The following is a 25,383-nucleotide window of genomic DNA, read 5'->3' as shown; positions in this document are numbered from 1 at the left end:
CTTTAATATATTTTTCTTGTCCCAGTTCCTAAGAGTTTGAATAGTCTTTCCTATTCTGTTTGCAAATTCTCCTATTGTTTAATTAGTTTTCAAATAAAATTTATATTTTGTACATTCTTATGTACGTACATGTATATATAAAAAAATACAATGCACAATTAAAAATTAGACTTTTTATAATTTAATGACTACATATTTAAATCATATAATTATTTATCTAATCCTTAGTTGTACATTGTATTATTATTTTTCTTTAGTTAAATTCTTTTACATGAATCTCTTACTATCAGTTCAGCTGGATATACAAATTGAGGTTTATCAATTCTTCCTTCAATCATATCTACTATACACTTTGCTGCTCTGATTCCCATTTCCTGTTTAGGGTGCTTTATAGTTGTAAGCTTTATATTAGATGATACAGCTAAATATGAATCATCAAAACTGACTATAGACATATCCTCAGGTACTGTAATATTTTCTTTTCTTAAATTATCAATTACTCTCAATGCAATTTTATCATTATAACAAAGAATAGCTGTAGGCCTATTTTTCATTCTTGCAATCTTCTTAGTAAATTGATCCACATACATTTCCTGATTATCTGTTATATATTCTCCTACAATAGATTTTTCAAAATTTATATTATATTCTTTTATAGCTTTTATATAACCAGTTCTTCTCTTTTCACCTTGAATATCATCCACTTTAAAAAATGCAGCTATATTTCTATGACCTAATTCTAGTAGATAATGGGTTAATTTATACCCACCTTCTTCATCATCTACAACAATATAAGCTGAATTTTCTTCATCACAATTTGCATTGATAGCAATATATTTTATATTATTTTTTTCTAACTTCTTAATACTTTCATGATGCAGATTGTTAATGCTGCTTTGTGCTGGTTCAACAATTAATCCTGCAATATCTTGATTTATAATGTTTTCAAAAAACTTTTTTTCACTTTCAATATCATTATTACTAGAAAACAATAATAAATTATATCCTTTTTTCCTAAGCTCTTCTTCTATTCCAGATATAATTTTGGGAAAAATATAATCTGATATATATGTTGTCATAACAGCAACATTTTTCTTAGCTTGATTCTTCTTTTTATTGGAATAAAAACTTCCTTTTCCTCTTTCTTTATATATCCATCCTTCTTGCACCAAATAATTAAGTGCCTGTCTTACTGTATGACGGCTTACATTAAAGATAGATGCTATCTCATTTTCAGAAGGTAATTGGTCACCTGCTGAAACCTTATTTTCTTCTATAAGTCTGATATAATGTTTTTCTATAATTTCATGTTTTGTTTCAGCTTCCTTCATACTTTCCAACTACTTTCTTAAAATAAAATATACATATCAACAGATTTCACTATATATTTTTAAGTTGTATGCACTTGATGATTAAATTATATATCTCCAAAATGATTATATCAATAGTTTTTTCATAAATTAGAATTTTTTTGAAATATAATAATATAATCTATAAATTATTAATCAAAAAGACAGCATAAATTTATAAGAAAAAATTATAAATTTATGCTGTTCTTCTATTAAATACATTGATAAGTATCTAGTCATAAATTAATATTAATTCATTAATTAAATAAAGGTTTACAATATTACGAATATTTAAGTTGTATGACTATACATAAAAGTATTATAATATCCTTGTAAGTACAAGGATTTTTAAATAATAAGCAATAAGATTTATGGAGGTATTAAAATGAGCATTACTAAAAAACTTTTTGGCACAATTGAAAACGAACACAATATATATATTTATACTTTAGAAAACTCTAAAGGAATGAAAGTATCAATAATTAACTACGGAGGCACAGTAACTTCATGTGTTGTTCCTGATAAAGATAATAATTTCGTAGATGTTGTATTAGGATATGATAATATAGAAGATTATCTAAAAGGTGATAAGTTCTTTGGTGCTATAATTGGCCGTTTTGGAAATAGAATTAAGGATGGAAAATTTACTTTAAAAGGACAAACTTATACTTTAGCATGTAATAATGGACCTAACCATTTACATGGAGGTAATAAAGGATTTGATAAAGTAATATGGGATGCTAAAATTGATGCTGAACACCCTAATACTTTAAAATTATCATATTTAAGCAAAGATGGTGAAGAAGGATATCCTGGAAACTTAAATGTTACTGTAACTTACACACTTACAGAAGAAAATGAATTAGAAATAAATTATTCTGCTGTATGCGATTCTGATACAATAGTAAACTTAACTAATCATACTTACTTTAATCTAAATGGCCACTCTTCTGGAAACGTATTAAACCAAAAATTAATGCTTAATGCAGATTATTTCACAGTAAACGATAAATTATCTATACCTACTGGTGAAATAAGATCAGTAAAAAATACTCCTATGGATTTCACTGTTCTTAAAGAGATAGGACAAGATATAAATGCAGATTATGAACAACTTGCTTTTGGAAATGGTTTTGACCATAATTGGGTCTTAAATACAAAAGGCGATTTAACTCAAAAAGCTGCACATGCAGTTTCTGAATCTACTGGAATAGTACTTGATATGTATACTACTCAACCAGGAGTCCAATTCTATAGTTCAAACTTCCTAGATGGTTCTGATATCGGAAAAGATAAAGCTACTTACAATTTTAGAAATGCTTTTTGTCTTGAAACTCAACATTTTCCTGACTGCATAAATCATAAAAATTTTGCTTCACCTATTTTAAAAGCTGGTGAACAATATAATCAAAAAACAATTTACAAATTTTCTGTAAATAAATAATTTTTATCTAAACCAAGGAGCTGCACACTACATAATTAGTGTAACAGCCCCTTAATTTATATTCTCTAATTACTCTGTTCTTCAATAACTCTATATATTGCTTTAGCAACACCTAAATTATCATTTGTATCTGTAATGTATTTTGCTATTTCCTTTATTTCTGAAATAGCATTTCCCATAGCTACACTTTCAGTAAATTCAGTGAACATAGAATAATCATTAAAGCTATCTCCAAGTACCATAACTTCATCTTTCTCTATGCCCATTTCCTCCGAAACTTTAGCTAATATTAATCCCTTCTGTGCTGAATGATCTGTAATTTCTATATTATCTATAAATGAAGATGATACAGCCAATCCATCTATTTTACCAATTGTTTCTTTTATTTCATTGATTAATTCTATGTTTTTATGGAATGCTACAAATTTTCTTATTTTAATATTGCTGTTTAAGAATTCTTCCATATTATTTATGTATTTAAGCTGAGTAAAATAAGGCTGTTTTTTGGCCTCTTCTCTTGCCTCTTCTACAGACATTTGTGGGTTAAATGCTAATGTTCTATATGTCATTTCCCTTAAAGCTTCTTCTTTAGTATCACTAGTATAAATCCCTTTATTAGTAAATATTCTTGCAGATACTTTATTATTATGTAATATGTTTATTATTTCTCTACACTTGCTATTTTCTATATTAATCTCTTCTATAAGATTGCCATCTTCATCTCTATATTCTGCTCCATTCATAAGAACACACTGACATCTTATATTATGCTTCTTTAAAAAAGGTTCAACATTCTCATACTCTCTTCCTGTTGATATTGCAAAGATAATACCACAATCTTCAGCTTTTCTTATAGCCTTTACTGTTTCATCATCAATTTCATGTTTATTATTAAGCAGTGTTCCATCCATATCTGATGCAATTAATTTAATCATTATCGTTTATCCCCTTCACCAGTATTCTTTTTCTATTTGTAATAATATTTATAATATTATTTTATCATAATTTACATTCCATTATTAATTAAAAATATCTCTAAAATTAAATATATACAATACAGCAAATACTATAATAAACTTAATTATTTTAAAATGAGGAATTTTTACTCTGATATATGATTTTAAATTAATAAAAAATATAGATGTAATTGCTACAATTATTTATAAAACAAAATGAGTTCGTTTATATAATAAAAGAACCCTTATAAACTTTCTTTAATTTATAAGGGTTCTTTTAATTATGTTATAGTTTATACAGTTTTAATTATATACTAGTTTGAGAATTCCTGTGTTCCCATGTACTTTCCGTTACCATATAAAACACCTACACCTACTTTAGTATATGAAGGATTCATCATATTTTGTCTATGTCCTGACGAATTCCACCATTGGTTGAATAATTCAACTGGATCATAACTATTATAAGCTATATTTTCTGCTGTAGCTGTATAATTGTATCCTAAAGCTTTAAGCCAAGTAGTCCATTTTGTTCCATCTGGATTAGTATGATCAAAGTAGTTATTTTGTATCATATGGTCACTTTTATATCTAGCAACACTTAATAATGTATTATCCATTGTTAATGGTTGAAGTCCTGCTTCTACTCTCTTTTGATTCATTAATTTTAAAATAGTTTGTTCTGCACTATCTTGAATTGTAACAGAGTATTTTTGAGATATTGCTGGAAGACCACTTACAGCCACACTAGCATTATTATTTGTATTACTTCCAGTACTATTTGATGTACTTGTTGTTGTACTTGTGTTATTTGTAATTTTTGTATCTTCTTTAGTATTTTCAGTTGTAGTTTTGCTTCCACCTGTGCTTACAGAAATATTATTAGTAGTACTGTTAGAATTACTATTTGAATTAGTTGATGTATTATTAGTCTTTATTAATTTATTATTAGAATCAAATTCCTTATTAGCAGTTGGTATATTACCTATAGCTTGCCCGTTTCTTGCAAAAGTATATGTTTCATTTCCAATTTTCACATTTCCAACTTGCATTGCTCCTGAGTTATTTAGATAATATGTCTTACCATTTACCTTAACTACACCAGTTTGCATTGCTCCTGTACTATCAGCATAATACCATAATCCATTAGAATATATCCATCCAGTTTTCATAGAACCATTTGCATCCATGTAATACCATGTTCCATTAACATTTACCCATCCTGTTTGCATTGCTCCTGAATTTGTATTATAGTACCATGTTCCGTTATCGTATATCCATCCAATTTTCATTTTTCCATTTGAATCAAAGCAGTACCAATTTCCTGATATATTTTTCCATCCTGTTACTGCTCTATTGCAATCTAAATAACTCCAAGTATTATCATTAGATTGCTTCCATTGTGCCGATACTCCTAATGGTGCTAAAGTACCTAGCGTTGACATTACAACTCCTGCACTTATTATTTTTCTTAAAAAAGCATTCTTCATTAGTTTTTCTCCTTTGTTACCTTTTTTTGACTTTTCTCAATTAATCCTTTTTATAAAATTCTTTTTCAAAAATTCAAATAATTTGAAAAGCCTATGCACCTATGTTAGCACATATTCGACACTTTTTGACACAACTTAACCAAGCTCTCATTACGATATTTCAAGTTAACTCTTTATACCTCTCAAATCCTAGCCTATTTATCCATATTACTGTAGTACATCCCCCTACCCCCTGAAATAAGTAGCTTTAAAGCATGTTTTTTATTATTTATAGATTATTAAATTATTAATTTTGTTATATTATTTTTATTTAGTGGATAATATTTCATAAAAATATTATCAATATATTAAATTCTCAATTCGTAACTTGTTTGCTTTTATCTCATATAATATTACAGAGTTTATAATTTATTTAAACATAAATATTTTCTAAGGAGTTATTCTTAATGTTAAATAAGGGGGATTTTCATATACATTCCACAGCTTCCGATGGAAATTGTACTCCAAGTGAAATAATTACTTTGGCAAAGAAACAACATATAGACATAATCTCTATAACAGACCACAATACTACTGCTGGAATAGATGAAGCCATATCCTACGGAAAAAAAACCGGTGTGAAAGTAATACCTGGTGTAGAGCTTTCAACTAAATACAATAATACACGTGTCCATATTCTCGGTTATTTCAAAGATGATAGTTACAAAAATGAGTTATTACAAAAAATATTAAAAAACGTAAAATCACATAAAATTAGCGAAATAAAAAAGCTTCTTCATGGATACCTAAACTGCTACTATAGAAGAAAGGCATTATGCATTGAAAATGGAATTGAAATACTTAGATTCTTTGGTGCTACTGTTGTTTTGGCTCACCCAGTATTGCTTCCCAGAAAAGATTTTAATGAAATAATAAAATTAGATTTTGATGGTATAGAGGCCAAATACTCAAGTAACACTAATGCTGATACTGAATATTTTATAAATATAGCAAAGTCACACGGCTTATTTTATACTGCTGGCTCAGATTTTCATAAATTAAAAGAAATGTACCGAATACACGGATTAATAGGCAATGTTTTTCTTAATGAAAGTGAAATATTAGATTTTCTTTCTAAAGGTTCTCTCACTCAATGGGCAAAATAGTAAAATCAATAAAATATAAGACAATTAAGAATGAAATTATAATTCTATCTTAATTGTCTTTTCTTATTGTATTAACTATTAATTAAATTTAATATTTCTTCTCCATAATTTTCGATTTTTTTAGTTCCTACTCCTCTAATTTCCAATAATTCATCTAATGTTTTAGGCTTTGAATTACAAATGGAAATAAGGCTTGTATCAGAGAATATAATATATGGTTTTATTCTTTCCTTATAAGCTTTTTCTTTTCTCCACTGTTTTAATTTTTCAAATAAAACTGGATCTAAAATAGGCTCTTCAGTATTTAATATCTTAAATACAACAGTTTCTTTTCCTTTTAAAACCTTCATTGAACGTGTATTTAGCTTAAGCATAGAATATGTTCCTTCTTTTAAATCAACATATCCTTCATCTAGAAGACTTCTTATTAAATCTCGTATAAAGCTTCCAGCATACTCCTTCATAATACCATATGTAGTAACTGTATCTAATCTATTTTGTATTATCTTAGGCCCTTTAAAACCTCTAAGTATATCTACTAAAACTGAAATTCCATACTTTTCTCTTGTTCTAAATACTGTAGATAAAATCATTTGAGTTTCTCTTGTAAAATCCTTAAGTTCATCATCATTTAAGCAATTACTACAATTATTACAGTAATTAAGCTTTCTATCATTACCAAAGTAATTTAATATAAATTTTCTATAGCACTCATGTAGATTACAGTAATCAATCATAGATTGAAGCTTTCTAAGTTGTACTTCTCTTCTATTCATAGATGAACTTTTATTTATTATGTATTCTACTCTGCTTATATCACTTTCACTATAAAATAAATAGCACTTGCAAAGCTCCCCATCTCTTCCACCTCTTCCTATTTCCTGATAATAGCTTTCTATATTTTGAGGCAGTGTAAAATGAACTACATATCTTATATTTGATTTATCTATTCCCATTCCAAATGCATTAGTAGCAACTATAATATCTATTCTCTCATACAGAAAATCATCTTGAAACCTTTCTTTTTCCTCATCTTTAAGACCACCATGATATTTTCCTACATTATATCCTAAATCTTTTAGATAATAATAAAGACTATCTACTTCTTTTCTAGAGGCACAATATACTATTCCAGACTCCCCTTCATTTTCTCTTAAAATATCTTTTAATTCTTCGAGTTTATCTACTTCTTTTAATACTGTAAGTCTTAGGTTTTCTCTATTTATATCACCTTTATATATGTATGGATGTCTCAATCCTAAAAGCTTTATCGAATCAGCTCTTACTTCCTGTGTTGCCGTAGCTGTAAATGCCGATATTACGGGATTACTCTTTAATATTTCATAAAACTTTTTTATTGAAAGATAGCTTCTTCTAAAATCATGCCCCCATTGTGACACACAGTGAGCTTCATCTATTGCTATCTGAGAAATATTTAAATCTCGTACCATATCTATAAAAATTTTAGATTCAAGACGTTCTGGTGATACATAGATTATTTTGAATTCTCCCATAGATGCTTCTAATAGTATTTCTTTAATTGTATCTAATGTCTGAGTACTGTTTATATATGCACCCTTTATTCCTACACTCGTTAAATTATCTACTTGATCTTTCATAAGGGATATTAATGGTGATATTACTATAGTTATTCCCTGCATTAATATTGCTGGAATCTGATAGCATAGTGATTTTCCTCCCCCTGTAGGCATAAGGCAGAAAGTATCATGACCACTTAAAATACTATTTATAATTTCATACTGTCCTCTCCTTAATGTATCAAATCCATAATATTTTTTTAAAGCATAAAATATTTTTTCCTTATTGTCCACTGCTAAATACCTTTCTTATATAATACAACTTTCTTATTAATTTCGTTTTATAAAAATATATATTATTAATATTATAGACCAAAATAAATTTTATTAAAACTAAATCTAATATCACATGTTACTATATATTTTCTAAAACCATTTCTAATAATCATATTATTTTGCATAAAAAAAGACGATGATTTTATTATAAACATCATCGTTTTTCTTTATAAGCACTTTTATATAATCCTGAATTAATAATATATTTTTCATTTAACTTATTTATAAGATTAAATAAATATTCTCCAAGAACAAGCATTATAAAATAATTTCCTACTCCATGAATAATATCATAAGGAATACCACTAACCCAATATGCTATTCCAGCATTAATACCTCCAAAAACAGCATAAGGAATTGCAAAAAATGTTCCAAACAGCAATCCAAATATTCCAGAATAAATTGACATTATAAGAAAGCTCTTTAACAATATTTTTCTTAATTTTATAGTGAGAATACATAGAAAAGGCCAAATGATAAGGTATCCCCACCACCATAGACCAAAGCCATACACTATTCCCATTACACCTACAAAGACAAATACAATGAATAACGCTTTTTCTCTATAAATTAATGAAAAAATAATTATAAATAGTGTTACAGTTTCCACATTAGGAATAAAGCTTAATGCTATCTGAGAAAGGGATACTATCCCTCCCAACATGCCAAATAAAATAAGTTCTTTCACAGAAAGCTTCATTTTTTGTTTCATATTTACCAGCCAGTTGTTAAGACAAATTCAATTTTGTCGCCATTATTTATAATAGTATCATCTACTCCAGTAACCGAATTTTCACCGTTAACCTTTAAATTCCACCATTCTTGTTTTGAACTATCAGCTTTTTTACCATCAACTGCAGTTACAAATCTTGTAGTACCACTATCATCAGTTTCTATAATTCCTCTATTATCAAGGTCTTTTCCAAGGGAACTTTCATCTGTTTCAAACTTATATTCATTATTGAAAGTATTATCAGTATCTCTAACTATAAAAGTATATTCTTTTGTACCATTTGCTTCATTCATTTTTCTATTTACTACATTTCTATATCCTAATAGTGCAGCTATTCCTAAAACAATAACAATAAGAGATACTATAACTTTCTTATTTTTCATATTATAATCATCCTTTCTTCTAAAATAATATATATTAATTTTTCCATTATATATAATAATTTATCCACTATTCAAAGTCAAAATTATAGATAATAGCAATAAACTTTAGAATACTTAGATAATTATTGGACTGCTAAAAGAATCCATTAAAATAGTCAGTACAAAATTTTAATATATTTCAAAATCTTGTACTAACTTAATAATATTATAATCAAACAGATTTTATTTATTTTTCTTTGAATACAAATCAAATACTGGTGTTTAATTATTTATTTATTTTTATAAACTCTTCTCTGATTTCTTCTGTGGCTTTTCTTATATCATTTTCAGCTATAATGGCCGATACTATAGCTAATCCATCTATTCCTATTCCCTTAAAGTCTTCTATTCTATCTTTATTAATTCCACCAATAACAACTATAGGAATAGATATATTTTCTCTAATCTTTTTAAGTTCATCCATACTTGTTGGTTTAGCATCCTTTTTAGTTCCAGTTGCATACATTGCCCCAACACCTAAATAATCTGCTCCATCTTCCTGTGCTCTTAGTGCATCATCTAAATTTCCTGCTGAAACTCCTATTATTTTATCTTCCCCCATTATCTTTCTAACTACCGAACAAGGAAGATCACTTTGTCCAACATGAACTCCAGCTGCATCCACCACTAAAGCAATATCTAACCTATCATTAATCAATAAAGGCACATTATACTTATCTGTTATTTTCTTTACATTTACTGCAGTATTATAAAAATCTAATGATGAACAATTTTTTTCTCTTAACTGAATTAATGTACATCCACCTTTAATTGCTTCCTCTACTGCTTCTTCTAATGTTTCAGTACTCATCAAATCTCTATCTGTTACAAGATAGATACTATAATCTATTTCTGTTTTCATTATTACACCTCTTTCTTATTTAATTTTTGCTCTAGTTAAAATTATCTCATCATCTAAATTGCTTATAGCATCCATTACAGCCATGTGAAAACTTCCTATTCCTATATTACTGGCTTTTTCTTCTGCTATTTCTCCACAAATACTCATAGATAAAATTCCTGAAATTGCTGCTGTAAAATATTCTTCAGAACATTCACATGCTCCTAAAAATCCTCCTACTAGTGCAGTAGTCATACAACCTGTACCTGTAACTTTTGAAAGCATTTTAGTTCCATTTTTAAGAATAGTAGTCTTTTCTCCATCCGAAACAATATCTGTAACTCCAGTTATTGCAGTTATACATCCATACTTTCTAGCTAAGGCTTTGGCAGCCATTATTCCTTCTTCATTTCCATCTTTAATATCTGATTCTGATGCATCTACACCCTTAGTCTCAGAACTTAATCCTGCAATAAATTTAATTTCAGACATGTTTCCACGAAGGACATTAATCTTAACTTCATCTAATATTCTCTTTGTAGTTTCATTTCTAAAAGAAGATGCCCCTGCTCCAACAGGATCAAACACAACAGGTATATTTAATTCATTAGCTTTTTTACCTGAAGCAATCATCGATTCTATTGTTCTTTCATTTAAAGTTCCAATATTTATTACTAGAGCCGATGAAATAGATGTAATATCTGCAGCCTCTCTAATATCATCTGCCATAATAGGAGATGCCCCTATAGCAAGTAATATATTTGCACAATCATTTACAGTAACATAATTAGTTATACTATGTACTAATGGCTTTTTTTCTTTTAGTTTTCTCAATAGCTCAATTACTTCTAATTTAATTTTCTTACTCATTACTTTTAATACCTCTATTTAAATTTTCCACATAATGTCCCTTGATGAAACACCATTTTCCACTTATTATCAATATACTTCCATATAGAACTTCGTAATGTATATTTTTTGCTTTCGTTTGTTTCATCATTCTTTATTACTTTATAAGTAGCTAAAATACATCCTTCAGATAACTGTTTTATTTTAAAATCACTAATAGTCCAATTTAACTCATTTTCATCTTCCTTATTTTGAAATGTATCTCCTTTCTTATAGTGATATTCTTGGCCCGAACTTGTGTATTCTACAAAATTTTCATCTAATATATCACAAATTTTTTCAGGACATTTTCTTATTGATGATAACAAAAGATTATTTTCTAGATTTAATATTTCCTTTTCTAACCTATTCATAGATTACATCTCCAAATATCAAATATGATTATAAAGAGAGTAAACTTCTTACTCTCTTTATCTTGATTATCTTTTTTTTATTAACGATTCTATACTTTCCAACAATTATTTTAATTCTACTTTTTTACCATCAAGTATCATATTAGTAGTTCTTACTGCACACATCTTTCCACACATTGAACAACTATGCTTTTCTTCTGGTGGTATACTTTCAAAATATTCTTTAGCCTTCTTTCCATCTATGGCTATCTTGAACATCTCTTCCCAATCTAATTTATGACGTGCATCTGCCATTGCATTATCTCTATCTCTTGCACCAGGAATTCCATTTGCAATATCAGCTGCATGAGCTGCTATCTTAGATGCTATTATCCCTTCCTTAACATCATTTATATCAGGTAATCTCAAATGTTCAGCTGGTGTAACATAGCAAAGGAAGTTAGCTCCATGAGTTGCAGCAATAGCTCCACCAATTGCTGATGTTATGTGATCATATCCTGGTGCTATATCTGTAACTAAAGGTCCAAGTACATAGAATGGAGCTCCATGACAAAGTCTCTTTTCAATTTCCATATTAGCTGCAATTTCATTCATTGCCATATGTCCCGGACCTTCAATCATAACCTGTACATCTTTTTCCCATGCTCTTTTAGTTAATAATCCAAGTTCAATAAGTTCTGTAATTTGTCCTGCATCTGTAGAATCATCAAGACAACCTGGTCTCATAGCATCACCAAGACTTATAGTAACATCATATTCTCTTAATATATCAAGTAATTCATCATAATATTCATAGAATGGATTTTCATTTCCTGTCATCTCCATCCATGCAAAAAGTAACGATCCACCTCTTGATACTATGTTCATTTTTCTCTTATCTTCTTTAAATAATTCAACTGTTCTTCTATTTATTCCAGCATGAATTGTAACAAAGTCAACACCTTGCTTTGCATGAGCTCTTACTACTTCTAAAAAATCTTCAGCCTTAATTTCTAATAAATCCTTTTCTAAATACCCAATTGCATCATACATTGGCACTGTACCAATCATAGCTGGTGAATATTCAATAAGTTTTTCTCTAAACTCTTGTGTTTTACCATAGTTACTTAAATCCATTATAGCTTCAGCACCATATTCTATAGCAAGCTTAACCTTTTCCATCTCTCTGCAATAATCAACTGAATCTCCTGAAATACCTAGATTAACATTAATCTTAGTCTTTAATCCATCACCAATGCCTTCTGGACTTATTGATTTATGATTAATATTTGCAGGAATTACAACTTTACCTTTAGCTATAAGCTTCATTAATTTTTCTACCTGCATATTTTCCTTTTCAGCAACAACCTTCATTTGTTCTGTTACAATACCTTTTTTAGCCGCTTCCATTTGAGTTTTATAATTCATTTTTTATCCCCCAATTAGTTCAATTTACAATTAACAATTAACTGTAATATCAGAACTATTTTCTTATTTATTATTTTTTATTGTTAAATTGCATAAATTCTTTATTGTCTACCTAACAAGCCCCATTTGAATATATGCTCATTTAAAGTTAACTTTAATCATTCATTTTCTTTTTCTCCAGTTAATTCTTCATACCTTCCTGAAGCTTTATATAATTCATAAAAATGATTAGTAGGACCTACTCCTTTTCCAAGTTTAAATCCGTGTTTTATTGCATTCGTTATATACTTTTTACCTTCAATAACTGCATCCTTCATATCCATGCCTTTAGCAAGGTTAGCAGCTATTGCTGATGATAATGTACATCCTGTTCCATGTGTATTAACAGTATCTATTTTTTCTTGTGGCAATAATACAAATTCTTTACCATCATATAATAAATCAGTAGCATCATCTTTTAGATGTCCACCTTTAACTAATACAGCTTTAGTACCAATCTCCATAAGTTTTTTAGCAGCATCTTTCATTTCTTCAACTGTTTCAATCTTACAATCTAAAATTTCTTCTGCTTCTGGTAAATTAGGAGTTATTAACTCTGCTAATGGAAATAGTTCTTTTATCAATGTATCTTTTGCATCTTTTGATAATAAATTATATCCACTTGTAGAAATCATAACTGGATCTAAAACAATCTTTGGAAGATTACGTACTTTCCTTAAGGCTCTTGAAATAGCTTTAATTGATTCAATTTTAGATACCATACCAATTTTCACAGCATCTACTCTTATATCTTCAAAAATTGCATTAAGTTGTCCCTCTATTATTTCTGGACTCATATCTTGGATTCCAAATACACCCATAGTATTTTGTACTGTAACTGCAGTTATAGCGCTCATTCCATAAACTCCATTTGCCTGAAATGACTTTAAATCAGCTTGAATACCTGCACCTCCACAGCTATCAGACCCTGCAATAGTCAATGCTCTAAACATATTTTCCCCCTACTTCTCTGTTTAATTAATTATTTATTTTTAATTCTTCTGTTACTAAACCTTGTTTTATCACTGGTATCTTTAAAAAACAGTAAGCTATAACTGCTCCTACACTACAACTCATTATGAATGGAACTACAAACATAAATATAGCACCTTCTTTTCCCATAACAAGTACTGATATTGGATAAGCTATTATTGCCCCCAATATTCCAGTCCCTATAATTTCACCAATTACAGCAGAAATTAAAACTTTAAATTTCTTATACATAATTCCTGCTAAAAATGCACCAATCATACTTCCTGGAAAAGCAAGAATACTTCCCGTACCCAACATATTTCTTATTAGTGATGTAGCAAAAGCATTAATTAATGCATAAGCTGGCCCTAATGTTACTGCTCCTACAACATTTACAAAATGCTGAATCGGTGAAATTTTAGCCACACCTATTGGAATTGAAAAAGTTCCAAATACTACAGATAGTGCAATAAGCACACCACTAAAAGTAATTTTTTGAGCCTTACTCTTCATTTTAAATCTCCTTTCTTATTGATAAAAACCGTAGAAAAGGAAAAAATGTAGCCCGTATGGACTACATTTCGCTATATAATACTAAATCATATATCATCTCTGTACTTCCCTACGTTGGTTCTAACCAAATCAGGTTTTAAGGGTTTAGGAATTTGTATTCCAATCTCAGCCCTAACAGGGCTCCCCTAGTAATTTTGATTTTTTTACTTAAACAAATATACAAAATAACTTATTTTATATATAAATACTACAATTAATACAATATACCTTTGTACAAAAAAGGTCAAGATGTATTTTTATGGATTTTAATTATTTTCACATTTCACATAATACTTTCCAAATCTCTTCACTGGCTTTATAACTTTAAATCCATTGATATATTCTCCTATTTCAGTATCTTTAGGAACTTCAATTAGAATAGTTTCTTTTTTCTTTTTAATGCTTCTATCTACAAATATTGTTTTGCATCTTCTTGGCATTTTAATCATACTCCTAATATAATATGTTTTGAAACTATTATATTTTTATCTATTAATAAATGTTACTCATAAAAATATTCATATTAATTTATATTATCCACAAATTTCTAATCTTTCTACATACTTGTGATAAATTATAATAAATCTCTACCTCTAAATACTTTAAATAAAGAATTACTAAAATTAATACACATAAAAAATGAAATTTTTCTTAAACTTTTCTCACTTGTAAAGATATTAATCTATACTGTGCTAAAATACTATTTGTGTAAATTATTTTAACTACTGATTTTACAAAAATTTAAATATAATAAGGAGCAATGTTATGAAAAATATAAAAAAATTAATTGTAACTATTGTAGCAGTATTATCAGTAACGTCACCATTAAAAGCTCATGCTACTGAATTCGTACAGGCCTCTTCATCTTCACATGCTGAAGGAAAAGCAGAAAAAAATTCTGCAAGCTCTAAAGACAAAGGTACTTCTGATGAAAATAACTCTAAAGAAACAACTTTAAATAAAGGTTGGAATACTATTAACGGATTAAAATACTATTTTGATTCAGATATGAAAAAAGTAACTGGTTGGCAAGAAATAGACAATAAAAATTACTATTTTGATTCGACTGGAATTCTAAAAACTGGCTGGATACCTTTAGATGGTAAATGGTATTTTTCTGATACAGATAGAAGTCGTGTAAGTAATCAATGGATAACTTACAATAACAAAAGATACTATTTAACAGATGATGGTACTATGGCTACAGGTCTTACTAAAATTAATAATGTTACATATTATTTTACAAGTAGCGGAGATTTAACTACTGGATGGCAACTAATAGATAACAATTGGTATTACTTTAATCCCGATGGAATCATGAAAACTGGATGGCTTATTGATAATAACAATAAATATTATTTATTAGATAATGGTGTTATGGCTACAGGATGGACAACTATAAATAATAAAGATTATTATTTTAGTAAAAAAGGAATTATGAAAACTGGATGGTTAGGAATAGGAAATAATATTTTCTACTTAGACAGCACGGGTGCAAAAGTTACAAATACTATTGTAGATAATAATAAACTAGATGAATCAGGAAAACTTGTTTTAGTTGATAATGATACTGTACCAGATATTGATAAATATTTTGAAAATCAAAATGTTTCTATAGATACATCTGAATGTAATTTTAAAAGTAAAACACATGGAATTTCTGAACCAGTATTTAACGGTATTGATATAAGTAATTATGATGGTTATGTTGATTTTAATGCTGTTAAGCAATCTGGAATTAAAGCAGTATATATGAAAGCTTCTGAATCTAATTACTTTATAGATCCATATGCTTCTGAAAATTCTATAAATGCAAAAAAAGCTGGTTTAAAGGTAGGATATTATCACTATTTAACTGGTTCAAGTTCTCCTGAAGAACAAGCTAGACTATTCTATAACTGCATAAAGGACAAACCTAATGACTTAAAACCTTGTGTTGATGTAGAATCAAGCCCTGAAACTGCTTCAGACTATACTATTAGATTTATTAACGAATTTAAAAAATTAAGTGATATGGATGTTGTTGTATATACTTATAGTAACTTTATTCCAAATTTAGATCCAAGCTTATCTCAATATACATTATGGGAAGCAAACTATAACAAGAATCCATTTGTACTTCCTTCGAATGCAATTTGGACAAACAGAGCTGGACATCAATATTCATCTACAGGAACTGTTCCTGGAGTAAATGCTGATGGAGTAGATTTAAATGTATTTAATCATAGTATATTCTTAGATTAAAAAATATTTTTAAAAAATGAACTGGCACCTATAAGCATAACAGTTAAAAAAGTAGTTTGTTTATAGATACCAGTTTAATTTATAACACACTTTTCTTTAAATTTATTTTTTTCTCTTCTTTTTAAAAATCTTATTTATATTTTCAAAACAATTAATAAAGTTCATATACTCATCTGAATCTTTAACTGCTTCTCTAAATGTATTGTCCCTAAAATTACACTTAGGTGCGGAATATACATCGTTTCCATTTAAAGAAATAGTAAAGTTATATTCATTATTCTTACCATCAATTCTTAATAACTCATTTTTTTTCAATTGAATGATCATACTCAATACATTAATTTTTTTATTTTCTATAGTTACTTCTTTTTGCTCAGCTTTTAATACATTACCTATTTTAGTTCTTGTAATATAGTGATCAATATCCTTGATAATTTGTGAATGATATTTAGCAAAATCCATAATATACTCCTCCACTCATAACAAATTTATAACCTTTGAGTTTATATCTTTTGTATAGATATATTCTGTAAAATAGCTTTCTATTACTTTATAACAACAAAAAATGCATCCTCACAAAATAGTGATGATGCATTTTTATATTTATAATAATTTACAGGTTAAAAATTTATTTAGGGTGTTATATTTTTATTAATTGTTTTTAATCTTAAAATTACATTTCTAAGAACATTTTCATGTCATCTTCAACATTAGTGATTCCACCAATACCGAAGTTTTCAACTAATACTTTAGCAACATTTGGTGAAAGGAATGCTGGAAGTGTTGGTCCTAAATGTATGTTCTTAACTCCAAGATATAACAATGATAATAATACTATTACAGCTTTTTGTTCATACCATGCAATGTTGAATGCGATTGGTAATTCATTTATATCTTCTAATTCAAATACTTCTTTTAATTTTAATGCTATTAATGCTAATGAGTATGAGTCATTACATTGTCCTGCATCAAGAACTCTTGGAATTCCACCGATATCTCCTAAATCTAACTTGTTGTATTTGTACTTAGCGCATCCTGCAGTTAATATTACTGTATCTTTTGGAAGTGCTTTTGCAAAATCAGTATAGTAGTTTCTTGATTTAGCTCTTCCGTCACATCCTGCCATTACGAAGAATTTCTTTATAGCTCCAGATTTAATTGCATCTACAACTTTATCAGCTAATGCAAATACTTGAGCATGAGCAAATCCACCAGTTATTTCTCCAGTTTCGATTTCTGTTGGAGCTTTACATTTCTTAGCCATTTCGATTACTTCAGAGAAATCTTTATGTCCATTTTCATCTCTTTCAATATGCTTGCATCCTGGATATCCTGCTGCACCAGTTGTAAACATTCTTTCTAAGTATGTTTCTTTCTTAGTTGGAGGTACTATACAGTTAGTAGTCATAATGATTGGTCCATTGAAGCTTTCAAATTCTTCTTTTTGTTTCCACCAAGCATTTCCGTAGTTACCTACTAAGTGTGAGTATTTCTTTAATTTTGGATAATAGTGAGCTGGTAACATTTCTGAGTGAGTATAAACATCTATACCAGTTCCTTCGGTTTGTTCTAATAGTTGTTCTAAGTCTCTTAAATCATGTCCTGAGATTATGATTCCTGGGTTCTTACCTACTCCAATATTTACTTTACTTAATTCTGGATTTCCGTAAGATTCTGTATTAGCTTTATCTAATAATGCCATACCATCTACTCCAACCTTACCAGTTTCTAAAGTTAAAGCAACTAAATCATCAACGCTTAAACTATCATCTAAAAGTTTAGCTAAAGTACTTTGCATGAATGCACTTATAGCTTCATCATCATAGTTTAATTCATTTGCATGCTTAAGGTAAGCTGACATACCTTTTAATCCATATGTAATAAGTTCTCTTAAGCTTCTTATATCTTCATCTTTAGTAGCTAAAACACCAACTACATCTGATTTAGATTTAGCATCTAAAGCTTCTCTTGTTATTTCTACTTCTTTGTTTGATGAGAAAGCATTCTTAATCTTATCTAAGAATCCCATTTTTTCATCAATTTCATTATTTGAAGTAGCATTCCATAATGCAGCATCTGATAAATTTTCCTTATTTGATAATTGAGCCATTAATTCATTCTTCATTGCTAAAGTTTCTTTAACTCTTGCATAGAATACTTCATCATCAAAGTTAGCATTTGTAATTGTAGTAAACATATTTATAGTAATGTAGTGATTAACATGAGCAGGAACAGTTTTTCCTTCAGCTCTTAATCTTGTTGCAACTTCTGAAATACCTTTAGTTACATATATTAATAAATCTTGCATTCTAGCTAAATCTGGGCTTTTTCCACAAACACCAAATTGAGTACAACCTTTGCATCCAGCCGTTTCTTGACATTGATAACAAAACATTTTATTTTCCATCAAAAATACCTCCATAATATATAACTTAATCTATAATAATGTCTAGTGTGTAATAATATTTTTTATTTGCTGATCACTTTATTAACTCTCACGTATCAGCCATGAGTACATTTTATTATTAAACAAAAAAATAGTATGTAACATATGTTACATACTAAAATATTTTTTTTAACTATTCGACAACTTTTATAGATAAAGTTCCATCTGCATTTTTCACATATTGGAAATTAGAATTGATTTTATTTACAAATGCTTCAATCCATAAATCTCTTAATTTATAGAATTGTTCAACACTTACTCCTTCTCTTTCCCATATATCTTTATGTACACATATTGTTTTTCTCCATGTAGTACATTCTTCATTTGCATCAATAACTTCGTCTACTCTGTCACATGGCATACCATCTAATATATAATCATTTATCTTCATATATATTTCTTTTGCACTATTTATTTGTCCACAAGTTTCTATTACTTCCTTAGCAGCCTTTATTCCTTGTTCTATATAAATATTTTCTATTTTAGTTATATTTTCTGGATTTTCTGAAAGTATAACTTTTGTCCATGCAGCCATTCTTCCTTCAGCATTATTTATAGCATTTTGAAGCCATCCATGAATATTTCCTTGATCTATTAATTCTTCTAAAGGCTTTTCTGGAAGCATTGGTTCATATCTAGTTTCAATTTCAGATTGTATCTTTTGTACATCTAATCCTAAATCTTTAGCTAGATTTATCATTTCTTTTTCAAGACCTTCAAACCATAATATTTTATTAAATAACCAATAATGTATTTTTCCTAAAAATAAACTCATTGTCTTATCTCCTATCGTTAAATTATATTTATATATTTTCAACTATTAATCTTGATATTAGTTTTACTTTTATATACAGAATTTATTATATATAAATATGAAAAAATATCTGTAACATTCGTTACATACATTTAATCTATAAGCTCTTCTTCTAAAGCTTCTACATCACATACAGTTATTGTATTTTTATCAAAATCAATAATTCCTTCATCTCTAAGCTTCATTAATTCTCTCGATAAAGATGGCCTTGGAATACCAATATATGATGAAATCTGTTCTTTACTTGATTTAAGCACTATCTTATCGCTTTTTTGCTGATTCATCTGATCTAAAATATAATTAACTACCTTTTGTTTTACTGTTTTAAATGATATATTTTTTATTTTATTATTTAAAACAAAGATTTTATCGCTTAATAATGAAATAAAATTTTTTAATATAATATCATCAATAACAAATAGCTTTAATATCTCTTCTTTTTTTATAAATGCTACACTTGCTTTACTCATCGCTATAATTGTTGCTGGATAATTATTAATTTTTGAAAAAATGATAGCTTCTCCAAAAACCTCACCAGATGCCATTCTTTTCAAAACAATATACTTTCCTGATGCATATATCCTTTGAATTTCTACAATACCATTAAGCACCAATCCTAAACTATCACATTCTTCATCTTCTACTGCAATTATTTCATCCTTGTCATATGTTTTAACTGTATATTTAACTTTAGATATTATATTACTTATTTGTTCATTACTGAGATGACTAAATAATTCATTTTTTTTCATCTGCTCAATTATATTATTTCTTTCGTACATATCAGTATCATTCCTTATCTTTTCCAAACACCTTTTCATTAAGTTCTAATCCTGTTTTTGTAATCGCTATTCCACCTAGAGCTGTTTCTCTAAGTTCTGATGGAATACTCTTTCCTACCTTATACATTGCACTTACTGCATCATCAAATGGAATTTTTGCTTCAACACCTGCCATAACCATATCTGCAGTACACAGTGCAGTTATAGCTCCTTGAGCATTTCTTTTAGCACATGGTATTTCAACTAATCCAGCTACAGGGTCACATACTAATCCTAATACATTTTGAAGGATAATAGATCCTGCATCAAGACTCATTTTAGGAGTTCCTCCCATCATTTCAACAACGGCTGCTGCACCCATTGCTGAAGCTGAACCACATTCTGCTTGACATCCACCTTCAGCACCTGAAAGTGTAGCATTCATCCCTATTATCATTCCTACTGCTCCTGCTGCAAGAAGTCCTTGTATAAGCTCATCTTCATTTAATTCAAGTTGTTCACCTGCTGATAAAATTACTGCTGGTAAAATACCACATGAACCAGCCGTAGGACATGCAACTATTTTTCCCATAGATGCATTTACTTCTGATGATGAAAGCGCCATAGCCATAGCTATATTTGTTGCTCTTCCTGTTAAAGTCTTTTTATTATTAGCATAATTGTTTATTTTATACCCATCGCCTCCAATAAGACCACTTACAGAATATACTTCTTTTTCACGTCCTTCATTAGCTGCATTCATCATTACATGAAGATTTTTTCTCATTTTTTCAATTACTTCTTCTTTTGTAAGTCCTTTTTCTTCGACTTCACATCTTATAGCATATTCACTTAATGAAATATTTTCTTTAGCACATATTTCTAATAATTCTTCACCTGTTCTAGCAATCATTTATATCATCTCCTATCTATTCTTCTTTTGCTGGACTTATAGAAATAACCTTATGTACAAGTTCTAAATTTTCTATCTTTTTTATTGTTTCCTCACTTACTTTATTGTCCATTTCAAAAATCATTGTAGCCTCTTGTCCTTTTCCGTCTCTAAATACTTTCATAAATGCTACATTTATATTTTCACTATAAAGTATATGGGTAACATCATGAATAACTCCTGGAGCATCCTTTTGACTCACAATTAATGTTTCATACATGCCTGTAAAATCTACTTCATTATCATTTACTTCACATACTTTTATGTTTCCACCACCAATTGATGATCCCATAACCTCACAGTAGTTGTCATCTTCAGTTCTCATTACAAATTTAACTGTATTAGGATGAACATCTCCTAAATCTGCTTCTTTAAATAAAAATTTAATTCCCTTTTCTCTAGCTATATCCATAGAATTTCTCAATCTTTCATCACTTGGTTCCATTCCAAGTATTCCTGCAACTAAGGCTCTATCAGTTCCATGCCCTTTATAAGTTTTAGCAAAAGATCCATGAAGTAAAAAAGTAACTTCAGCAATATCTCCTCCTGCTATGCTTCTTGCTATTTTTCCAAGTCTTGCAGCACCTGCTGTATGTGAACTAGATGGCCCTATCATAATTGGTCCAAGTATATCGAATATTCCTATCCCTTTCATAGTAAATCTCCTTGTTTTTCTATATATTCATATTTGATTTTCTTCACTTTTTATTAAATCATATTCTTATTAAACTATCTACTTTTATAATTATTTTGTCGTAGTAAATAAAATGCAATAAATATTTGTCTTAATGATATCTTTAAATAATGTAAAAGAGAGCTGATTTAATTAATAGTATCAGCTCTCTTTATAACTTATGAATTTATTTTCTTTTAATATCTGAAAAAACTTTATCAATCTACTATAAAATACTTTTTCTTCATCCTCAAAGCTACTTCTAACTTCTTCAGCTATATCTCCAATATCCCTTTTATCATCCATAGCCTTCCACACAATACTTCCGTATTCATCTAATTTTATTTTACTTATCTTTGGTGCTTTAAAAAATTTTTGTGTTATTAAATTAAAGAATCCCTTGTTAACAACACTTATTTCAACAATTCCATCTTCAACTATACTCCAATCATATTCACTATTTCTTACTGGTATATAATCTAAATAATTTTTATCTTTATTATTTTTCATATAACTTTCACATCCATACATTAAACTTATTCATAATAGCACAAGAAGCTGCCATTCAACATTAAAATTAACATTGTATTATGCGGCAGCCTCTTATTCCTTATAATTATAGCCCTATTTTATTGTTCTTGCTTATTCTTATACCATATTGAAAATTTAAATAATGTAATTATTAATATGATAAATGCTACTAAAGCGCCTATGTTACCCAATTGTATTTTCCCTGAAAAATCAATCAACTCTGCAATTGATTTATCACCAATTTTAACTATTGCAAATACAGCTAGTAGTATCCCTACTAAACCTTCTCCTGCAATTAATCCTGAAGTATATAATATTCCTCTTTCGATTGAATCTTTTCTCTTTTCTTCACTAATTTTCTTTTTCTTTTCAAAGTATAGTCTTACAAGGCCTCCAGCCATTATTCCAGCACTCAAATGAATCGGTAAATATAATCCAATTGTAAATGGTAATACTGGAATTCCTAGTATTTCAATTGCAATAGCTATTCCAGCTCCTGCAAATACTAAATTCCATGGTAAGTTTCCTTCCATAACACCTTGAACTACCATCTTCATTAATGTTGCTTGTGGAGCTGTTAATTCTGCTGAACCGAATCCCCAAGCAGCATTTAATAAATATAATATTCCTCCAATAGTTATTGATGAAGCAACAACTCCTATAACTTCACCAATCTGTTGTCTATATGGAGTAGATCCAACTATGTATCCTGTTTTTAAATCTTGAGATGTATCTCCTGCTATAGCTGCAATTACACATATAACTGATCCTACTGCAATTGATGAAAGCATACCTTCCTGTCCAATTACACCAGTCATTTTGAATACTATTGTTGTAATAAGTAATGTAGCAATTGTCATTCCAGATACCGGATTATTACTACTTCCTACTAATCCAACTATTCTAGAAGATACTGTAGCAAAGAAGAATCCAAAAATAGCTATAAGTACAGCTCCACCAAATGATACTGGAATTGTTGGAACAAGCCATATAATAAGAATTAATGCAAATATCGATAATAGTATTACTTTCATAGGTAAATCTTTATCTGTTCTATTTAGAGATATTTCTTCACCTCTCTTTGATAAGTCCTTAATTGATGCCGCAAAAGTTGTAAGTATTAGAGGAAGAGATTTTATTAAACTTATTATTCCTCCAGCAGCAACAGCACCTGCACCAATATATTTTAAATAATTTGTCCATAATGAAAATGAGTCCATTGTTGATATTGGATCTACTCCTGGATACATAATCATATCTCCACCAAATAAAGATATTAAAGGCAGTATTACAAACCATCCTAAAATACCTCCTGAAAGCATATATCCTGATATTTTAGCACCACAAATATATCCTACTCCAAGTAATGCTGGCAGTACATCTACTCCCACTCCAGACCCTTTATATTTTGATATTTCATAATGAACCTCATTAGGAAATATTTTAAATCCTTCTGCTAATAATTTATATATCGCAGCGATTCCAAGTCCTGTAAAAACTCCAAAAGCCTTAGTTCCACCCTCTTCACCAGCAAGTAAAACTTCTGCGCATGCAGTTCCTTCTGGATATGGTAAAACTCCATGTTCCTTAACAATAAGTGCTTTTCTTAAAGGAATCATAAACAATACCCCTAAGACACCACCACAGAAACATATTATAGAAATTTCAATTAATGAAGGATTAGGTCTTCCCCATTCTTTCATCCATATAAAAATTGCAGGTATTGTAAATATAGCACCTGCTGCTACAGATTCACCTGCTGAACCGATAGTTTGTACTAAATTATTTTCTAAGATTGAGTCTCTTCTTAATATAACTCTTATAATGCCCATAGACATAACTGCTGCTGGTATTGAAGCAGATATTGTCATCCCAACTTTTAAACCAAGATATGCATTAGCCGCCCCAAATACAACAGCTAAAACAACACCCAATATAATTGATGTTACAGTAAGCTCTGGCAATACTGTATCATGCGATATAAAAGGTTTGTGTTCTTTTTTATTTGACATTTATTTTCCCCCTAGTATTTATTGAAAAGTTTATAACAATAAATTATAAACTTAACTGCCTAATGCTATTTTATTTTTTCGTACAAAAACTAAAGTTATAATATCACTTTGTCGAATATAATATCATCTTGTCGAATATTATACAAGATTTTTATAACTATTCTTTTAATAAGCTTTTAAAAATGTCAAATTATCAATTTATATTTTTTATCACTTTTTTATTGCAAACGTAAAACTTTGTTTTATTTTTATCAATCACCATAAATCCAGTACATTTTTTTTTATGAATTATTATCTTTCAATAATCATTACTATTATAAAAATTTTTTTTAATATTAATTTGTTAATTTCCAAATAATATAATAAATCAAAAAATTAATAAATAATATAACTAGACTTGTGCAGTAAATAGGAAAAATTTAAGCTACTAGTCCTAATTTGGAAATAGTAGACTCTAGACTAAT

The 25,383-nt window shown here is 28.6% G+C and carries 24 protein-coding genes and 1 riboswitch; of the genes, 3 read left to right on the top strand and 21 right to left on the bottom strand.

What is annotated here, in order from left to right:
- Positions 1–257: 257 nt before the first annotated feature.
- Positions 258–1,331, bottom strand: coding sequence for a GntR family transcriptional regulator (locus tag HF850_RS12805; protein WP_169105834.1), 1,074 nt, complete (start codon positions 1,329–1,331; stop codon positions 258–260).
- A 403-nt stretch (positions 1,332–1,734) separates the two neighbouring features.
- Between HF850_RS12805 and HF850_RS12800 the strand changes: the two genes are divergently transcribed.
- Entirely contained in the window at positions 1,735–2,793 is a 1,059-nt protein-coding gene (locus HF850_RS12800; RefSeq protein WP_169105833.1) for an aldose epimerase family protein, read from the top strand.
- Positions 2,794–2,858: 65 nt separating this feature from the next.
- On the opposite strand, the gene HF850_RS12795 is transcribed toward HF850_RS12800, so the two are convergent.
- Positions 2,859–3,728: a Cof-type HAD-IIB family hydrolase gene (locus HF850_RS12795; protein WP_169105832.1), complete on the bottom strand. Its 870-nt coding sequence runs from the start codon at positions 3,726–3,728 to the stop codon at positions 2,859–2,861.
- Between the two features lie 335 nt (positions 3,729–4,063).
- Entirely contained in the window at positions 4,064–5,239 is a 1,176-nt protein-coding gene (locus HF850_RS12790) for a CAP domain-containing protein (protein WP_169105831.1), read from the bottom strand.
- A gap of 446 nt (positions 5,240–5,685) precedes the next feature.
- On the opposite strand from HF850_RS12790, the gene HF850_RS12785 reads away from it, so the two are divergent.
- Positions 5,686–6,384, top strand: a complete 699-nt coding sequence (locus HF850_RS12785) for a PHP domain-containing protein (protein ID WP_169105830.1) — start codon at positions 5,686–5,688, stop codon at positions 6,382–6,384.
- Between the two features lie 71 nt (positions 6,385–6,455).
- On the opposite strand, the gene recQ is transcribed toward HF850_RS12785, so the two are convergent.
- From recQ to HF850_RS12735, 10 genes are all read right to left on the bottom strand, one after another.
- The gene (recQ, locus tag HF850_RS12780) at positions 6,456–8,216 is read right to left on the bottom strand and encodes a DNA helicase RecQ (protein ID WP_169105829.1); all 1,761 of its coding nucleotides are present in this window, start codon (positions 8,214–8,216) and stop codon (positions 6,456–6,458) included.
- 196 nt (positions 8,217–8,412) lie between these two features.
- A complete protein-coding gene (locus tag HF850_RS12775; protein WP_243159493.1) occupies positions 8,413–8,970 on the bottom strand; it encodes a hypothetical protein in 558 nt (185 codons plus the stop codon).
- 2 nt (positions 8,971–8,972) lie between these two features.
- Complete coding sequence (locus HF850_RS12770; RefSeq protein WP_169105828.1) at positions 8,973–9,374, bottom strand: DUF4430 domain-containing protein; 402 nt, start codon at positions 9,372–9,374, stop codon at positions 8,973–8,975.
- Positions 9,375–9,639: 265 nt separating this feature from the next.
- Complete coding sequence (gene thiE, locus HF850_RS12765; RefSeq protein WP_169105827.1) at positions 9,640–10,275, bottom strand: thiamine phosphate synthase; 636 nt, start codon at positions 10,273–10,275, stop codon at positions 9,640–9,642.
- A gap of 15 nt (positions 10,276–10,290) precedes the next feature.
- On the bottom strand, positions 10,291–11,124 hold the full coding sequence (thiM, locus tag HF850_RS12760; protein ID WP_169105826.1) for a hydroxyethylthiazole kinase: 834 nt from the start codon (positions 11,122–11,124) through the stop codon (positions 10,291–10,293).
- Between the two features lie 14 nt (positions 11,125–11,138).
- Complete coding sequence (locus tag HF850_RS12755) at positions 11,139–11,516, bottom strand: DUF4440 domain-containing protein (protein WP_169105825.1); 378 nt, start codon at positions 11,514–11,516, stop codon at positions 11,139–11,141.
- Between the two features lie 105 nt (positions 11,517–11,621).
- On the bottom strand, positions 11,622–12,923 hold the full coding sequence (gene thiC / locus HF850_RS12750) for a phosphomethylpyrimidine synthase ThiC (RefSeq protein WP_169105824.1): 1,302 nt from the start codon (positions 12,921–12,923) through the stop codon (positions 11,622–11,624).
- A 158-nt stretch (positions 12,924–13,081) separates the two neighbouring features.
- A complete protein-coding gene (thiD, locus tag HF850_RS12745) occupies positions 13,082–13,915 on the bottom strand; it encodes a bifunctional hydroxymethylpyrimidine kinase/phosphomethylpyrimidine kinase (protein WP_169105823.1) in 834 nt (277 codons plus the stop codon).
- A gap of 25 nt (positions 13,916–13,940) precedes the next feature.
- Positions 13,941–14,447 carry an energy coupling factor transporter S component ThiW gene (gene thiW, locus HF850_RS12740; RefSeq protein WP_169105822.1) on the bottom strand — a complete coding sequence of 169 codons (507 nt, stop codon included), beginning with the start codon at positions 14,445–14,447 and terminating at the stop codon, positions 13,941–13,943.
- An 89-nt stretch (positions 14,448–14,536) separates the two neighbouring features.
- Positions 14,537–14,644, bottom strand: a riboswitch (TPP riboswitch).
- Between the two features lie 108 nt (positions 14,645–14,752).
- A complete protein-coding gene (locus tag HF850_RS12735; protein ID WP_169105821.1) occupies positions 14,753–14,926 on the bottom strand; it encodes a hypothetical protein in 174 nt (57 codons plus the stop codon).
- Positions 14,927–15,251: 325 nt separating this feature from the next.
- On the opposite strand from HF850_RS12735, the gene HF850_RS12730 reads away from it, so the two are divergent.
- The gene (locus HF850_RS12730) at positions 15,252–16,730 is read left to right on the top strand and encodes a GH25 family lysozyme (protein ID WP_169105820.1); all 1,479 of its coding nucleotides are present in this window, start codon (positions 15,252–15,254) and stop codon (positions 16,728–16,730) included.
- A gap of 102 nt (positions 16,731–16,832) precedes the next feature.
- Here the strand turns inward: HF850_RS12730 and HF850_RS12725 are convergent, their stop codons facing one another.
- From HF850_RS12725 to HF850_RS12690, 8 genes are all read right to left on the bottom strand, one after another.
- Positions 16,833–17,192 (bottom strand): hypothetical protein, encoded by a 360-nt coding sequence (locus HF850_RS12725; RefSeq protein WP_169105819.1) that lies wholly within the window; start codon positions 17,190–17,192, stop codon positions 16,833–16,835.
- 211 nt (positions 17,193–17,403) lie between these two features.
- On the bottom strand, positions 17,404–19,137 hold the full coding sequence (gene hcp / locus HF850_RS12720; RefSeq protein ID WP_169105818.1) for a hydroxylamine reductase: 1,734 nt from the start codon (positions 19,135–19,137) through the stop codon (positions 17,404–17,406).
- A 172-nt stretch (positions 19,138–19,309) separates the two neighbouring features.
- Positions 19,310–19,951: a hypothetical protein gene (locus HF850_RS12715; protein WP_169105817.1), complete on the bottom strand. Its 642-nt coding sequence runs from the start codon at positions 19,949–19,951 to the stop codon at positions 19,310–19,312.
- Positions 19,952–20,082: 131 nt separating this feature from the next.
- Positions 20,083–20,772, bottom strand: a complete 690-nt coding sequence (locus HF850_RS12710) for a Crp/Fnr family transcriptional regulator (RefSeq protein WP_169105835.1) — start codon at positions 20,770–20,772, stop codon at positions 20,083–20,085.
- 7 nt (positions 20,773–20,779) lie between these two features.
- Positions 20,780–21,664, bottom strand: coding sequence for an L-serine ammonia-lyase, iron-sulfur-dependent, subunit alpha (sdaAA, locus tag HF850_RS12705; protein WP_169105816.1), 885 nt, complete (start codon positions 21,662–21,664; stop codon positions 20,780–20,782).
- Between the two features lie 16 nt (positions 21,665–21,680).
- Complete coding sequence (sdaAB, locus tag HF850_RS12700; protein ID WP_169105815.1) at positions 21,681–22,358, bottom strand: L-serine ammonia-lyase, iron-sulfur-dependent subunit beta; 678 nt, start codon at positions 22,356–22,358, stop codon at positions 21,681–21,683.
- A gap of 180 nt (positions 22,359–22,538) precedes the next feature.
- Positions 22,539–22,886, bottom strand: a complete 348-nt coding sequence (locus HF850_RS12695) for a PqqD family protein (protein ID WP_169105814.1) — start codon at positions 22,884–22,886, stop codon at positions 22,539–22,541.
- Positions 22,887–23,005: 119 nt separating this feature from the next.
- The gene (locus HF850_RS12690) at positions 23,006–24,919 is read right to left on the bottom strand and encodes an oligopeptide transporter, OPT family (protein ID WP_169105813.1); all 1,914 of its coding nucleotides are present in this window, start codon (positions 24,917–24,919) and stop codon (positions 23,006–23,008) included.
- Positions 24,920–25,383 lie beyond the last annotated feature (464 nt).

It is taken from the genome of Clostridium sp. SM-530-WT-3G, from assembly GCF_012843905.1.
Lineage (GTDB): Bacteria > Bacillota > Clostridia > Clostridiales > Clostridiaceae > Clostridium.
This window is presented reverse-complemented; position numbering and strand designations above follow the sequence as displayed.

Coding starts and splice junctions, on each gene's coding strand:
- HF850_RS12805 (WP_169105834.1), bottom strand. CDS start 1,331: ATGAAGGAAGCTGAAACAAAACATGAAATTATAGAAAAACATTATATC.
- HF850_RS12800 (WP_169105833.1), top strand. CDS start 1,735: ATGAGCATTACTAAAAAACTTTTTGGCACAATTGAAAACGAACACAAT.
- HF850_RS12795 (WP_169105832.1), bottom strand. CDS start 3,728: ATGATTAAATTAATTGCATCAGATATGGATGGAACACTGCTTAATAAT.
- HF850_RS12790 (WP_169105831.1), bottom strand. CDS start 5,239: ATGAAGAATGCTTTTTTAAGAAAAATAATAAGTGCAGGAGTTGTAATG.
- HF850_RS12785 (WP_169105830.1), top strand. CDS start 5,686: ATGTTAAATAAGGGGGATTTTCATATACATTCCACAGCTTCCGATGGA.
- HF850_RS12775 (WP_243159493.1), bottom strand. CDS start 8,970: ATGAAACAAAAAATGAAGCTTTCTGTGAAAGAACTTATTTTATTTGGC.
- HF850_RS12770 (WP_169105828.1), bottom strand. CDS start 9,374: ATGAAAAATAAGAAAGTTATAGTATCTCTTATTGTTATTGTTTTAGGA.
- thiE (WP_169105827.1), bottom strand. CDS start 10,275: ATGAAAACAGAAATAGATTATAGTATCTATCTTGTAACAGATAGAGAT.
- thiM (WP_169105826.1), bottom strand. CDS start 11,124: ATGAGTAAGAAAATTAAATTAGAAGTAATTGAGCTATTGAGAAAACTA.
- HF850_RS12755 (WP_169105825.1), bottom strand. CDS start 11,516: ATGAATAGGTTAGAAAAGGAAATATTAAATCTAGAAAATAATCTTTTG.
- thiC (WP_169105824.1), bottom strand. CDS start 12,923: ATGAATTATAAAACTCAAATGGAAGCGGCTAAAAAAGGTATTGTAACA.
- thiD (WP_169105823.1), bottom strand. CDS start 13,915: ATGTTTAGAGCATTGACTATTGCAGGGTCTGATAGCTGTGGAGGTGCA.
- thiW (WP_169105822.1), bottom strand. CDS start 14,447: ATGAAGAGTAAGGCTCAAAAAATTACTTTTAGTGGTGTGCTTATTGCA.
- HF850_RS12735 (WP_169105821.1), bottom strand. CDS start 14,926: ATGCCAAGAAGATGCAAAACAATATTTGTAGATAGAAGCATTAAAAAG.
- HF850_RS12730 (WP_169105820.1), top strand. CDS start 15,252: ATGAAAAATATAAAAAAATTAATTGTAACTATTGTAGCAGTATTATCA.
- HF850_RS12725 (WP_169105819.1), bottom strand. CDS start 17,192: ATGGATTTTGCTAAATATCATTCACAAATTATCAAGGATATTGATCAC.
- hcp (WP_169105818.1), bottom strand. CDS start 19,137: ATGGAAAATAAAATGTTTTGTTATCAATGTCAAGAAACGGCTGGATGC.
- HF850_RS12715 (WP_169105817.1), bottom strand. CDS start 19,951: ATGAGTTTATTTTTAGGAAAAATACATTATTGGTTATTTAATAAAATA.
- HF850_RS12710 (WP_169105835.1), bottom strand. CDS start 20,772: ATGTACGAAAGAAATAATATAATTGAGCAGATGAAAAAAAATGAATTA.
- sdaAA (WP_169105816.1), bottom strand. CDS start 21,664: ATGATTGCTAGAACAGGTGAAGAATTATTAGAAATATGTGCTAAAGAA.
- sdaAB (WP_169105815.1), bottom strand. CDS start 22,358: ATGAAAGGGATAGGAATATTCGATATACTTGGACCAATTATGATAGGG.
- HF850_RS12695 (WP_169105814.1), bottom strand. CDS start 22,886: ATGAAAAATAATAAAGATAAAAATTATTTAGATTATATACCAGTAAGA.
- HF850_RS12690 (WP_169105813.1), bottom strand. CDS start 24,919: ATGTCAAATAAAAAAGAACACAAACCTTTTATATCGCATGATACAGTA.